We start from the raw sequence: 14,390 nt of genomic DNA on the forward strand, positions 1-14,390 counted from the left end.
CACCCCCCTCGTTCCCCCCTACCCCCCTCGTTCCCCCCTACAAGAGGGGGGATGACAGAGGATACTTCGTTTTTGTGGCACGGGGGAGGACAGAGGATGCTTCGCTTTTGTTGCATAGGAGAAGGGGAACCATCACATAAAGACGCTTCCAAAGCATCTCTAGAATACCGTTTCTATATCGCTTCCTTCTTGCTCCCCTCTCCCCTGGTGGGAGAGGGGCTGGGGGTGAGGGGGTTGAGCTTAAGTTGACACGGATGACCGACGTGCGCCCAATTTCACTGTCAAATCTATGCCACCATTTTAGCTGTGTCAGTCCACTACATACACTAAGGAGATATTCCTGGCTGACTCTTAGAATACTTCCGCAATAACTGATTCACCTCTGGATTATACAGCCGCAAATAATTCCAATAATTCTCAAAAACTGCCTCCACATATCCCTTGGTTTCCCCAAAGGGAATCTGCTCAATGAACGCATCGGGATCAGTCGTATCATACTTCCTGATCCACTTTGCCACATTCCCTGGACCCGCATTGTAACTTGCGACGGCGAATAGAGAATGGTTATTGTATTCTTGGTGAGTGTGATCTAAATACCATGTCCCCAATTTGACATTATCATTAGGGTCATTCAGGTCATACTCCTGAAGCTGAATTTTATCGGCAATCCATTGACCCGTTCCCGGCATAACTTGCATTAAACCCCTGGCTCCTGCGATAGAACCGATTTCGGGTTCAAACCGCGATTCTTGGCGAATTAAACCTATCACCAATAAGGGATTAAGTTGACGTTGACCCGACCAATTGACCACCGAATCAAAAAAGGGTAACGGAAATAGTGTATACCAATACGCTGGTTCAGCCCGCAATGCTTGCCATTGGCGACGTTCTTCCGGGGTTTCACGCTGACTCAAAAACCAAACTTGATTAATCCCATTAATGTTATCACCCACGCCTAAGCGCATAACGCCATCGGTGAACTGTTCAGCAACCGTGGGTTCCTGGCGATTCTCAAATTCGGCTTGCCAAAGCGTCCAACTGTCTTGATTTTGTCCCAATAGATGCAATTCTTTTAACGTATCTGATCCAGCCGGGAGTCGCGATCGCGTTTTCGGTAGCACCACCGTGGGATTTACATCCCGCACCGTGGTAAAGTCCCCCACATCCCAGCCGAGAAATCGGGCAGACCGCCATGCATAATAGGATTCGGGATACTTTGCCAAAACGTGTTCAAACGCGGATGTGGCTTCCTCTTGGCGTCCCAGTTGCATTGCCCATCTGCCCACCCAAAACGCCGCTTCTGGGGCGATGGCACTATCGGGACTATCGGTGGTAATCGGTTGCGCCCATTGCCATGCTTCGGCGAGATTCCCAGCTTGGGCTTTCTGGTTTGCTACCTGCCAACGATAGTCTGCGGCGGCGTCAGAATTCGGATATTGGGTTAACACCGACTGACGGGCTTGGGTGGCGGATTGAGAACTCCCTAAGGCATCCAGGATGTTGGCTTTGCTGAGTAAGGCTTCGGGGGCTTCATCGGGGAACTTCGCCACCACTTGATCCAGATAGGGGATTGCCTCTTTAGAGGGGAGAAGACTCGCCAAACGTCGCAATCCTAACCCCGTTTCCTTAGCATCGGGAAAGTTCTGAATCAGTTGTTGATAGGCGGCTTTGGCTTCCGTGCGTTTTCCTTTCAGGTGATACCCGCGCCCGACTCGATAGGCATTTTCCGGCGTGGGCGGGGCTTTGGTGTAGGCTTTGGCAGCTTTTGCATATTCACGGGTTTCCCAATAGCCAAAGGCAATGGTTTGCCAGTCTTGGGGCTGTAACCCAGACGCATACTCATTCACTAAGCGATCGCGAATTCCGCCACTCCCAGGAGTATCGTATGCTGATTTGGCTAAGTGTAAGAGTAAATTCAGTTGTTTAGGATTCTCTTGCAGCTTTTGGCGAACAATATCCAGGGTACGGGGATGAGTCGGAAATTGCGCGATCGCCTGTTGCCAATACTCTGGATTCGATTCCCCTAACGCATACAGGGCGTGGGCAGCGACAGGATCACTGGGATAAGTCTCTAGAATCCCTTGCCAAGCTTGTTCGGCGTTAGCTGTATCCCCCATTGCTGTGTAGGCTTGAGCGCGTTTCAGGGCAATATGAGAGGCTAACTGGGGATACTTTGCGTCCAATCCCTCTAGCCATTGAAGTGCCGCCTCTGGCTGCTGTTGTCCAATTAAATCCGACGCCAACAAATAGCGGGCGCGATATTGATCCAGAGATTGACGCCCGGAAGCAATATCCATCAGTTGTTCCGCCCTGGCTTGGGGAGATAAAGAGACTAAGGGCAGTACCAGGGATTGAGCATCCTTTTGGGTCAAACTCAGTTCACTTTGCGGGGAGTCAGCCCCCAAGTTTTCCAGAATACCAGTCTGTCGGAGAACGAACCAAGACGAACCACATAAGGCAATAAATAGCAATCCCGCCCCGACTGCTACAGGAACTCTGTATTTTTGTACCTTTAGCATGAAACCTATTTCGCCCAATACTGATAAAATCTACTGTCTCCCATTGTGACGAAGGATCAGGAAAATGGGTGGCATTCAGGGGGAAATAGGGGAGTCATGTTCCAGAGGTGATGACAGAAGCATCTGTCTGTAGGGGCGGGTTTAGGGACTAATATTGATTGTTCTCCCTAGCTTGGCTGCAAAACCCGCCCCGACCATAAGACATAAGACATAAGACAAATGCAATACTAAAGATGAGGTAAAAGATAAGAGACACAACGAAGGAATGGAAATTCGAGCCACGGATACACCACGGGTAGATTGGACTGGTGATGCCCTAGCACTGGGATTCTTTGAAGATGTTGTAGAGTTAACGGGCGATTTAGCCCAGCTTGATCAGAAACTCTCCGGTACGCTGAAGGAACTGATTGAGGAAACCGAGTTTAAAGGAAGCGTTGGCAGTAGTGCTGTAACTCGTGTGGGTGCCGGTAGCTCAGTTCGTAAGGTTATTTTAGTCGGGTTGGGTAAATCGGATGCCCTAACTGTAGATAGTTTACGTCGAGTAGCGGCTGCGATCGCACGGATGGCAAAGCAGCAGAAAAGCAAAACCCTGGGTATTAGCCTCCCGGCGGCGAATAATGATGCCGCACTCAGCGCCCAGGCGATCGCAGAAGGGATTACTCTAGCATTGCATCTGGATAATCGCTTTAAGTCGGAACCGGAAGATAAGGGTGCGAAATTAGAACAGGTGGAATTATTGGGACTCGGTGATGTCCAAGCCGCCATTAACCAAGGGAATGCCATTTGTCAAGGAGTAATCTTAGCACGAGAGTTAGTCGCCGCCCCGCCGAATTCTGTCACCCCAATGACATTGGCACAGACAGCCCAGGATATTGCCTCCGCCTATGGGATGACGCTAGAAGTATTAGAAAAAGACGAATGCGAAAAGTTAGGCATGGGCGCGTTTTTGGGTGTGGCGCAAGCCTCAGAAATGCCACCCAAGTTTATTCATCTCACCTATAAACCCCAAGGAACACCGCGTCGGAAACTCGCGATTGTGGGGAAGGGATTAACCTTTGATTCCGGTGGCTTGAACCTGAAAGTCTCAGGGAGTGGCATTGAAACCATGAAAATGGATATGGGAGGGGCGGGTGCTACCTTTGGTGCAGCCAAAGCCATTGGTGAATTAAAGCCAGATGTTGAGGTTCACTTTATTAGTGCCGCAACAGAGAATATGATTAGTGGTCATGCATTGCATCCGGGTGATATCATCACCGCATCCAATGGCAAAACCATAGAAGTGAATAATACCGACGCTGAAGGGCGGCTGACTCTGGCTGATGCGTTGGTGTTTGCCGAGAAGCTGGAGGTAGACGCGATCGTGGATTTAGCCACCCTCACCGGGGCTTGTGTTGTGGCTCTCGGCAATAATATTGGTGGACTTTGGACAACCGATGACACCCTCGCAACTCAATTCAAAACCGCATCGGAAAAAGCAGGCGAAAAATTCTGGCAGATGCCGATGGAAGAGAAATATTTTGAGGGAATGAAATCACCCATCGCGGATATGAAAAACACCGGTCCTCGTGCCGGGGGTTCAATCACAGCCGCCCTATTTTTAAAGCAGTTTGTGAAAGAAACAGCGTGGGCGCATTTAGACATCGCCGGTCCAGTTTGGGCAGATAAAGAAGACGGATGCAATAATGCTGGGGCGACAGGTTTTCCAGTTCGCACGCTGGTTCACTGGGTTTTGGCATAAGCGAGATTCAATTAAACGAAGCGTCTCAATTTGACATAGGGGTGCAACCCTTGCGCCCTACAAAGTTTGCCCCCTAACTAAAGGGTATTGAAATTTCGATCTCGTAGGGTGGGTTAGGCGGGCGTTTAATTCAGGCAATAACCATTTAGTGAAACATCCGCCGTAACCCACCGATATTCAGCCAAGGAATGTTTTTAAATGGACTGAAGTTGAACGTTTGTAGTAAAGGCTTTAGCCTTTAAACTTGTATGGCTGTTGCCATAAAGGTTAGGACATCAGTTGAGTCCAATAGTGAACATAGAACAGTAAAGAATATCCCAACTTGCCAAGTAGCTGCGATGACGGATGAGTATTTACTCGGACGTTACCTCCGGTTCATACTCGTGACAGCCTTCGCAGGAACCGAGAGGATTCACAGCACAAAGCAAGAACGCTGAATTCGCATAATATCGGCAGGTATATTTTTTATCAACCGTGTTTGATAATTGCCTCATGCGTTGCTCGTGAAAATCAATCAAGCGTTTAATCTGAGCATGGGATTTTAGTCTCATGCGTTTAAATCCAATTGTTGTCATCGCTAACTTAACCAAAGACAGTTGTAAAGTCTATTTGCTTAATTTTCTCTAGACAATGGTATAATAATCCCTAATTATGCCATAAAATATCTACCCAATTGCACAGATACAATGGGTAACCGGATGCATTAATCAGATTTTGCACCTTTCCCTAGTGAAGAATACGGAGAAACCCTTGGAAGTAAGCGCCAGAAATGTCCACTTTTAGGCAAATCTGGGTAGGTCTTATGTAACGGAAAAAGCCGCGTCTCCTGAGAAACGCAGCTATTGACTTTAAAGACTCGGTGCGGTAGGATTGCCCTATTAATTACTTCTGATCAAAATAAATTGGCAGCAGGATAATTGCTCAGCTATCCTGCTCCTGTTTCTCTAGGACGCGATTACATCAGCAACGGTCAACGAATTCAAGTTATTGAGATTGACTCCTGAAATAGTATCGAGCGTTTGTCCACCAAATTCTCCGTACATTCTAGCCAATGCTCCGGTTAAGCCAGCATTGTAGTCCATTGCCACTTCATTACTGATGAAGTCTGTGCGAACATCGTTATAAGCAAAATCATTGGGAGAATCTGGACCCCCAACAAGCGCCCCGTAGAGGGTATGTAGATTATCGCGAGAATCGCTAATATTCGTCACTCCGGAAGCCGCACGGTGGTGGGGATTGAGCGCATAGTCCTCACCAAAACCAACCATATAGCTGAAGTTGCGGGGATTATCGCCTAAGATGTAGTCAATTTGCCCCTCAGCAAAATCAGAGTATTGACCATTGGGGTCATTCACCGTATCCGCGTAGACGCCAGCCAGGAATGAGGTATTCGCGCTGTAGCGCAGAGAACCCCACTGACTCAGCCATGCGAGTCCACCATCGGTATAGGTTGGGGTACTACCGCCGGGAAGCCAGGAGTTTAACCAGCCTTCCACATCACCTTTATACTCATTTTTGCCCGTTTCCTGAGCTAACAAGATAGCCGCACCATAGGATTTGTCATCCCAGGATTGCGTCCACCCTGGACCAATTCCCTGGTATAAACTTTCGGCTTTGTTGAGATACGTCGTATCTGTACTACCCGCCGCCTCAGTTGCTTTGTGCAGCCAGGTTGCACCCCAAACTAGCTCGTCTTGGAAGCCGCTGAAGGAATTGTAGAATTGACCCGCATCTGGAATCGCGTCGGTATAGGTGCCGCGATATTGGTCGGCAAAATCGTAGAGTTGTTGGGCGTTCTGTAGCAGGGTATCCGCGTAGGCTTCGTCTACCCCTCGGAAGACAATCGAAGCCGCCGCCAGAGACGCCGCTGCTTCCCCGGCTAAATCAGACCCAGGATTCTGACGGTCGATTTTATAGGCGGGGCGTTCCATGGTCATGTCTTCCGGAGCGCCCCAGAAAGCATGGTCGAGGTTACCGTCTCCCACCTGTCCGTAAAACGCTTTCGTCCCTTGGCTATCGGTAACATGAGCTTTGAGGATATAGTCAGTCCCCCACTTAATCGAATCCAGAATTTCTTCAAATTGTCCACTTTGTTGATAAGCATCCTGGTATTCAACCGCGCCCCAACTCAGCATCGTCATTGAAGCGGCTCCGGGTAAGCCGAACTTAACATGGTCGCCTGCGTCGTAGTAACCGCCCGTCAGGTCAAGTCCCACATCTGAGCCATCGTTTAGAGCTGAATCACCGCGCCAAGGGAGAGGATTGGTATCGGGTAAGTCACCAGAACGTTGAGCATAGTAGAAGAGGATAGACTTTTGCAGCGCTTCCCCATAATTAAAAGCCCCTTGCTGAGGAGGGGGTTGGGAGGAATCGTTATTGAGAATGGTTCCTACCCCTTGACCGTCTCCAATCGTGGCGTTGCTGGCTTGGGAGAGATTCACCTTAAAGGTTTCATTGCCTTCTACCGTGGTGTCACCCAAGATGGGTACGCTAAACGTCTTACTGGTTTGTCCAGGGTTGAAACTCAGTGTCCCGGATTTAGCGGTATAGTCAGACCCAGCAATGGCGGTGTCATTGGCTGTGGCGTAATTCACACTGACGGTTTGAGTACTCGCGGCTGAGAGGTTGACGGTAAACGTCGCGTTTTTCGTACCGCTATCGCCCTCGGTGACACTGACATCATTGATCGATAACTGTGACAAGACTGGGGTAGAATCATCATTATCGATAATTGTGCCAACACCTTGACCATCGCCAATTGTAGCGTTGTTAGCTTGGGAGAGGTTTACTTTAAACCTTTCATTCGCCTCATCCAGGGTGTCACCGATAATCGGTACGGTGAACGTTTTGCTGGTTTGTCCAGGGCTGAAATTCAGTGTCCCGGATTTGGCAGTATAGTCAGACCCAGCAATGGCGGTGTCATTGGCTGTGGCGTAATTCACACTGACGCTTTGAGTACTCGCGTCTGAGAGGTTGACGGTAAACGTCGCATTTTTCGTGCCACTATTGCCTTCGGTGATACTGACATCATTAATTGAAAGGGTTGGTGGCGTGGGTGAACTGGTACTGGGGACAATATCAATGTAGTTAACATTGAAGGAGTTGGAGAGCATATCCAGGCGCAGTTGCTGACTCCCAGCGGAGAGGTTCACCCCTTGAGCCGTCACATCCGTCCAATTTTGCCATCCCCCAGTTCCGCCAAAGCTTAGGGTTTCACTTTCACCCCCAACCGAAACCTTTAAACTGCGTGTCCCTGACTGCGCTGAAGCAACACGAGCAACAATGTCGTAGGTTCCGGCTTCAGGAATGTTGACATCGTAGGTTAACCATTCCCCTTGCTGAATCCAGCCAACATTGTAGCCGCCACCCAAATCTGTAGTGGCTTGGATATCTACATCATCAGAGCGAAACGCCCCCCCTGTATTACCTGAGCTTTTATCGAAGAAACTGATATAGTCTTCCGCTTCAATCCGGAGGGGGGTATTGGCTGGAGGAGTACTGGAGTCATCATTGCTAATCGTACCCACCCCTTGAGCATCAGCAATCGTCCCGTTGCTGGGATTGGAGAGGTTAAGTCTGAAGGTTTCATTACTCTCCACCGTCGTGTCCCCAATTACAGGCACACTGACAATTTTAGAGGTTTCGCCAGCCGCAAAGGTGAGTGTACCAGATTTGGCGGTGTAGTCGGAACCCGCCGTTGCTGTACCATTGGCGGTACTATACTCAACGGTTACAGGTTGGTCACTGGCTTCGGACAGGTTAACGACAAAGTCAGCCGCAACCGTACCTGTGTCACCTTCGGTAACTGTTACATCATTAACAGAGAGAGTCGGTATTGGCGAAGAAGACCCGCCAATGGATTCTCCATTCAGACTATAGCCAGTGGGTTCAATACTGTCGCCACTACCGTTGAAACCGAAAGAGACAGTACCGTCAGCCGCTAGAGTGCCGTTATAGCTGAGGTTGCGAACTGTATAACGGTTGCCTTCTTGACTAACAATTTCCGCACCCCAAATATTAGTAATTTCAAAGGGAGCTTCAAACTCCAGAGTCCAACCATTTACATTGCTGGAACTATTGTTGGCAATTTCTAGATTCGCGGTAAAGCCACTTCCCCAATCGTTGGCAATGTTAAAATCTACAGCAAAAGTCATTCTTTAACTCCTATTAGTGAGCGCATTGAGCAAGAACAAAAGCAAGGATTTGTTCTCAGAGCAGGAATTGGCAGCTACAATAATGCTTGCTCGGACATTTTTTGTGGTGCTATCCACAGGTACCACTAATAGCTATTCTGGCAAGCAGAATATGAAGTGTCATCATTTTTTAATAAAGTTATTTTAAAGATTAATAAAAGAAAAATAAAAGCAATATTTAGCTTTAAAAAGAAAAATAAATATATTTTTTGTCCTAAAAAATATATTTATAATTGTGTTCATTCTTTTTTCTCCCATTATCTGTTTCAAGAAGAAAGGAAGCGGAGGGAGCTGGGGAAGGTGAGGGAGCAGAGGGAGCTGGGGAAGCTGAAGGAGCTGGGGGAGATTTCCCATGACGAATGACGAATGACGACCTCCGCCTTTCTCGTTTATTGTGCCTACCTATTTATTTACGTTCAGGATGGGTTGTTTCTGGGGATGCAGCCGCCATTTGACTAATTCGAGCGATCAGTTGATAGAGACGTCCAGAATCTTTGCGGTTAAAGTAAAAAAGTAAGCGGGGCAGATCTGCCGTTTCATCCGGAAGTTCTTCCGGCAAAGCCTTGCTTTTTTCAATTTGACCCTTGACAATAATGTCACTAAACTCAGCATTAAGCTGTTCAACATCTGCATCAGACAACTCTGATTTAAGCCGCATCACAAACCGATCGCCGACATAACGACTAGAGTGATAGACACTGTAGAACTGATGAATTGCCTCATAAGCCACATCCAGATTATCTGTAACCGTATACAGGCTAGTATCTTCTGGGCTGATTAACCCTCGTTGAATTAAATGCTTGCGAAGATAGGCATCCCAATCGTGCCAGTATGTACCACCAGGGCGATCAATCAAGACTAATGGTACTGGTTCCAGTCGCCCGGTTTGACAGAGGGTTAAACATTCAAAGGCTTCATCCTGCGTACCAAAGCCACCCGGAAAAAGCGCGATCGCGTCACTTTCTTTAAGGAAGAATAGTTTGCGGGTAAAGAAATATTTAAACCGAATCAGTTTCGGATCTCCCTGAATAAACGGATTCGTTTCCTCAAAGGGAAGCTGAATATTCAAACCAAAGGAATTTTCCGCGCCCGCACCTAAATGTCCTGCCTCCATAATGCCACCGCCAGCACCTGTCATCACCATAAAACCGTGCTGGGTCAAATAGCGGGCAAACTCGGCAGCGATTTTATATTCTGGTGTCTGGGAGTCAATCCGGGCTGAACCAAAAATTGTGACCTTGCGAACGTGACGATAGGGATAGAATACTTGAAAGGCAGATTCCATATCCTCTAACGTCGCCGTGAGGATTTTCCAATCCAGGCGATCAATCTCCTCCTGAGTCAGCCGAACCAGTACGCCTAAAGCACGTTGAATCCATTTTTCATCAGTCAGATTTGGCAGTCGCTCAAGAAGTGCCGCTAAATCGCTCTTAAGTAACTGCGGATCAGAGTATGAAGGAGATGGAGTCATTGCTACTTTCACTAACGGCTCTCTATTTTATCAATGATTTGTCATTGGTCATTGGTCATCCTCTTCCCCGGCTTCCCCGGCTTCCCCAGCTCCCCCGGCTTCCCCAGCTCCCCCGGCTTCCCCAGCTCCCCCAGCACCTCTAGACTAAGACTCGACCTCTCGATAAACATAAATATCTCGCTCCCGCCCTACAGCAAATCTGAAGGAATGAGATAGCGTTTTGCTCGATTGAGTCGTGAAAATAATCAGCGCTAAGACAATCAAACCCGCTGCACCCAGAAAAATGCTGGGATAGCCCAGAGGTTCAGCGATCGTACCCCAAACCGGACCTGCGATCGCAATCCCTAAATCAAACCCCGCAATACAAGCCGAGAACACGCGCCCACGTTCATGGGCACCGGAGCGATCGGAAATTAAGGCGATCATCAAGGGTAATAAAATCCCCGCCCCTGATCCTTGAATTAAACCAATCACCAAAAAGGCTTGTGGGGTTTTCGCTTGAGAAAACAGGGTTAAGGCGAGTCCATAGCCAATCAGACTCCCGGTAATAAACACGCCTCGCCCATACCGATCAGACGCCCGCCCCGCGATTAAACGCATCCCGAAACTCCCTATCGCCACCGCCGTGAAAAACCAGCCCGGATTTAAATCGACATCTGTTGCTCGGATATACAACGCCGCAAATGTACTCACCCCACCAAACGCCAACCCAGCCAAAAGCAACACCACAGCCGGAATCCGCAACCGGGGACTCACCAATAGCTGCCAGAATCCTTTGAATGTCAGTTTAGCTGTTTTCGATTTTGCTCCCTGGATTCGCTCAGGTTCCCTCACCTGGCTAGCACAAACAAACGCGAATAAACCCAGTCCCCCAGAAAATAGAAAAAACGCGGTGTAACCCGCTTGAGCCTCCAGCAATCCCCCCAAGGCTGGACCTAATCCCATACCCAAGGGCGTCACCAGACTCATATAGCCAATTAACTCTCCTCGCTGACCGACGGGTGACAAATCGGTCACCAAGGCGATATAGCCTGTCGTAAATGCCGCTAAACCAATCCCGTGAAAGACCCGGATTGCCATTAACCAGACAATCGAATCCGCGAACAAATACCCTAACGGTGCGATCGCCATCACAATCGTACCAATCAGGATCACCAGTTTACGGCTATGTTGATCGGCTAAATGTCCCAACCGTTGTCGAAACATCAACAACCCGATCGCAAAGCCGCCCATCACCATCCCGACTTGCTGCGTTGTTCCCCCCATGTCTTCAATGTAAGGGGGTAATGCTGGTAGCATCGAAGCTAAACTTGACCAAAACAGAAGACCCGCAGCAAAGAGAGTGAGTAGGTTCCTGCGTTGTTGCGCTTCCATGGTTATGAAGATTTTCATCTTGAGTCCATCCTGGTTCTATTTACTATTCTTAACATTTGACGAAACAACCTCCCTCGCCCGATAGATGGGTCTGTCTGCATCGGCAACGGTAGAATCCAATCGCCAAATGTAAAGATTCAGTGAAGATTAAGCAAATATTAAGAAAGCAAAAATTGGTTTAAATATTTGCCATAATTTAATCATGGAAATTTAATTTAAGTGGTTAAGTTCAATCATTTTTTGTCATAAAACCCGTTGCAAAATGCAGATAAAACAAGAAATCCATTGTCCGAATTGTGGGAGTAAAGCTCAACGGAAATACTGTTTTAAAACGAATATCTCTAATACTCAATGTCCAGCGTGTGATTACTTGATGATCAACTGCTTCCGCACGGGTAAAGTGTTAGAAGCTTATGCACCAGGACTTTATTCTCATCGTTAGAACGTTATTAAGTTAGAACATGTGAGGTACACAGACAGATCCCCGACTTCTTGGAGAAGTTGGGGATCTTGCTTAAGGCTGTACCTTATCAACCACCAAATCTGCTGTATCTGCTAAATTTCGGCAAATTCTCAATATATCTCTAATTTACGCTGTCTGAGTGCTGTTTGCTGGACTTGACAGTCGTAGAAGAATCTGACTATACTGTTTATAGTACAAATGTACTAAAAGCGAACTAGGCGATCGCGAGTCCAGTGAACCGCCTGAGACGCCCAGATCACACCCATACCTAAACCCTAAAGGCTAACCTAGGGAACATGCGATCGCGGATTGATGTAAGTTATTGAGAATAAGGAGACCAATTGTGGTTGCAACCAAAGACAGCAAAGACCAAATTTTTCAAGCCTTTGAGCAAATCCTGAACCAACGCAAAAGCATTGACTCCAAAATCGCCACAAAGGAAGAAGAAGCTGAGAAACAGAAAAATCAACAGGTTCTAGAAGCCGCCTCAACCTACACCGTTGATAGTATTGTCAAAGGATTAGCAGATTTACAATTAGACTTTGGCACAATTATTAATCAACTCTCGGAAAAATTAACCAGCGAATCAGCAAAAAGCGATCAACTCAAGTTAGCCATTCAGGTAGAAACGCAGCAATTACAATACTTACAACAAATTCGCGTCGTCGCTGACGCTTTGCATATTCTCACCCAAGAACACCAAGAAAACCTGAAACGTCTTGAACAAACCACCACAGAACAGCGTCAGTCAATTGAGAAAGATAAAGCAGATAAGCACAAATCCTGGTTAAAAGAACAGGCGGAATTTGAGCAAAAGGTTCAGGAAGAAGCTGAATCCTTAGTAAAAGAGCGACAACAGCAAGAATCTGACTATACTTACCAAATAGAACGTCAGCGCAAAATTGAAGCGGATGAATATGAAACCTTAAAACGCAACCAAGAACGAGAACTGCGCGAAGCCAACCAAGAAAAAGAAAAACATTGGTCGGAACGGGAAAAAATCCTGCAAGAGCGTCAGCCTCTAGTGAAAGACTATCAGCAAAAAGTTGATAACTTCCCCAAAGACTTAGACGAATCGGTGAAAAAAGCCAGGGAAGAAGCGATTAAAGACGTTCACCAAGACGCCAAAGTCAAAGCGGAGTTACTGGATAAAGAATGGGAAGCCAATAAGCAAAGTTATGAGTTCAAAGTTCAATCCCTGGAAGAAACAATTCAAAAGCAGACTGAACAAATTAATCAACTCTATGCTCAGTTACAGGATAGTCTCAAGCAGTCTCAGGCGTTGGCAATGAGAGCCTTTGATAGTTCGACTAATAATGCAGAAAAAAGCAAAGCCTAGACCAATTATGTAGGGGCGGGTTTTACCGATAACGTTTTGGACAAAACCGATAAGGTAACTAAACCCGCCCTGACCCAACCGTTAACACGAATGGCATTTGACCATTTCTCAGCAAAGAGCAACGATTATCCATCACGATTCAGAATATACGAGGTAAGAATTATGGCAAGCAAACCCAATAGCAAAAATACCAAAGCTGAAATCCTCGAATCTTATGAAGAATTATGGAAAGAGCGGAAAGAGTTAGAAGGTAAACTAAAACAACTTCAGAAAGAGGTCAAAAATAACGGCGCATCCCAAAATGGTCAGCAATCCGGAATTGTAAGTAAAAAGCTGTCTGCCGCTTCTGATAAAATGACAGCAACCATGGATTGTTTGGTTGAGTTGCAAGTTGGATTTGGGGGTGCGGTGAGTGAGTTATCGGAAAAACTCACAACTGAAGCGGCGAAGTTACAAGAATTGCGCCAAGCGGTTGCCGAAGAAACCCAACAGCTTGAAGCGTTATATGATTTAGACGACATTGAAGAAGATACGCTGGATGAGTTAATTGAAACTTACGAAGAAAATTCAAAAGCCTTTGAAGCCGAACTCAGTCAACAGCGAGAGGCATTAGAACAAGAAATTCAGGACTTGCGTCAAGCTTGGCAAAAAGAACAAGCTGAACATCAACAAGCCATTAAGGAGCGGAACGAAGACGATCAAAGAAGTCGTCAACGGGAGGAGCAAGAGTACAAGTATGATTTGGAATTACGCCGTGATTTAGATCAGGATGCTTACGAGCAGCAACAGAAAAGCCTGTACAAGGAATTGGAAGAAGCCAATCAAGCGCAACAACAGCAATGGGAGGAGCGAGAAAAGGCGATCGCCCAACAGGAGAAGACGTTTGATGAGTTAAAATCTAAGGTAGACGCCTTTGACCAAGAGAAGGAAGCGGCGGTGAAGAAAGCCAAAGAACAAGGAAAGGCGATCGCGAATAATCAAGTTAAAGTTAAGGCAGATTTACAACAGTTAGAAATCGACGGGCAAAAGCGCTTCTATAACCTACGAATTGAATCGCTGCAAGAAACCATTGAAAATCAGGAATCCCGCATTGAAAATCTCTCCAAACAACTGGATGCGGCGCTGAAACAGGTGCAGGATTTAGCAGTTAAGGCAATTGAAGGAACCTCAAATTCCAATTCTTATCAGGCGTTGAAAGAAATTGCTTTAGAACAGGCGAAAGGGCAAACCAAGACCAAGTAAACAAACGGGTAACAGCACATCTGGAATTTGTAGAGACGTTCCATGGAACGT

9 protein-coding genes are annotated in these 14,390 nt (G+C 47.1%); 4 read left to right on the forward strand and 5 right to left on the reverse strand.

Features of this window, described 5'->3' with window-relative positions; genetic code table 11:
• Positions 1 to 326: 326 nt before the first annotated feature.
• On the reverse strand, positions 327 to 2,519 hold the full coding sequence (locus RH949_RS15745) for a transglycosylase SLT domain-containing protein (protein ID WP_446354381.1): 2,193 nt from the start codon (positions 2,517 to 2,519) through the stop codon (positions 327 to 329).
• Positions 2,520 to 2,784: 265 nt separating this feature from the next.
• Here RH949_RS15745 and RH949_RS15750 point away from each other — a divergent pair, with 265 nt between their 5' ends.
• Positions 2,785 to 4,257 carry a leucyl aminopeptidase gene (locus tag RH949_RS15750; protein WP_446354383.1) on the forward strand — a complete coding sequence of 491 codons (1,473 nt, stop codon included), beginning with the start codon at positions 2,785 to 2,787 and terminating at the stop codon, positions 4,255 to 4,257.
• A gap of 353 nt (positions 4,258 to 4,610) precedes the next feature.
• Here RH949_RS15750 and RH949_RS15755 read toward each other — a convergent pair whose 3' ends face one another.
• Both RH949_RS15755 and RH949_RS15760 read right to left on the reverse strand, forming a co-directional pair.
• Positions 4,611 to 4,832, reverse strand: a complete 222-nt coding sequence (locus RH949_RS15755) for a DUF6464 family protein (protein ID WP_071777219.1) — start codon at positions 4,830 to 4,832, stop codon at positions 4,611 to 4,613.
• Positions 4,833 to 5,201: 369 nt separating this feature from the next.
• Positions 5,202 to 8,411 (reverse strand): glycoside hydrolase family 9 protein, encoded by a 3,210-nt coding sequence (locus RH949_RS15760; RefSeq protein WP_446354385.1) that lies wholly within the window; start codon positions 8,409 to 8,411, stop codon positions 5,202 to 5,204.
• A gap of 156 nt (positions 8,412 to 8,567) precedes the next feature.
• Between RH949_RS15760 and RH949_RS15765 the strand changes: the two genes are divergently transcribed.
• Complete coding sequence (locus RH949_RS15765; protein WP_446354387.1) at positions 8,568 to 8,813, forward strand: hypothetical protein; 246 nt, start codon at positions 8,568 to 8,570, stop codon at positions 8,811 to 8,813.
• Positions 8,814 to 8,856: 43 nt separating this feature from the next.
• On the opposite strand, the gene RH949_RS15770 is transcribed toward RH949_RS15765, so the two are convergent.
• Both RH949_RS15770 and RH949_RS15775 read right to left on the reverse strand, forming a co-directional pair.
• The gene (locus RH949_RS15770; protein WP_446354389.1) at positions 8,857 to 9,921 is read right to left on the reverse strand and encodes an LOG family protein; all 1,065 of its coding nucleotides are present in this window, start codon (positions 9,919 to 9,921) and stop codon (positions 8,857 to 8,859) included.
• A 144-nt stretch (positions 9,922 to 10,065) separates the two neighbouring features.
• Positions 10,066 to 11,313, reverse strand: coding sequence for an MFS transporter (locus RH949_RS15775; RefSeq protein WP_446354391.1), 1,248 nt, complete (start codon positions 11,311 to 11,313; stop codon positions 10,066 to 10,068).
• Between the two features lie 788 nt (positions 11,314 to 12,101).
• Between RH949_RS15775 and RH949_RS15780 the strand changes: the two genes are divergently transcribed.
• Positions 12,102 to 13,097, forward strand: a complete 996-nt coding sequence (locus RH949_RS15780) for a hypothetical protein (protein ID WP_446354393.1) — start codon at positions 12,102 to 12,104, stop codon at positions 13,095 to 13,097.
• A gap of 159 nt (positions 13,098 to 13,256) precedes the next feature.
• Positions 13,257 to 14,339 carry a hypothetical protein gene (locus RH949_RS15785; protein WP_446354415.1) on the forward strand — a complete coding sequence of 361 codons (1,083 nt, stop codon included), beginning with the start codon at positions 13,257 to 13,259 and terminating at the stop codon, positions 14,337 to 14,339.
• The last annotated feature ends 51 nt before the right edge of the window (positions 14,340 to 14,390 follow it).

It is taken from the genome of Coleofasciculus sp. A1-SPW-01, from assembly GCF_040217205.1.
GTDB lineage: Bacteria > Cyanobacteriota > Cyanobacteriia > Cyanobacteriales > Coleofasciculaceae > Coleofasciculus > Coleofasciculus chthonoplastes_A.

Excerpts from the sequence above, each read along its gene's own strand:
- RH949_RS15755 (WP_071777219.1), bottom strand. The coding sequence starts at position 4,832 with ATGACAACAATTGGATTTAAACGCATGAGACTAAAATCCCATGCTCAG.
- RH949_RS15760 (WP_446354385.1), bottom strand. The coding sequence starts at position 8,411 with ATGACTTTTGCTGTAGATTTTAACATTGCCAACGATTGGGGAAGTGGC.
- RH949_RS15775 (WP_446354391.1), bottom strand. The coding sequence starts at position 11,313 with ATGAAAATCTTCATAACCATGGAAGCGCAACAACGCAGGAACCTACTC.
- RH949_RS15770 (WP_446354389.1), bottom strand. The coding sequence starts at position 9,921 with ATGACTCCATCTCCTTCATACTCTGATCCGCAGTTACTTAAGAGCGAT.
- RH949_RS15745 (WP_446354381.1), bottom strand. The coding sequence starts at position 2,519 with ATGCTAAAGGTACAAAAATACAGAGTTCCTGTAGCAGTCGGGGCGGGA.
- RH949_RS15750 (WP_446354383.1), top strand. The coding sequence starts at position 2,785 with ATGGAAATTCGAGCCACGGATACACCACGGGTAGATTGGACTGGTGAT.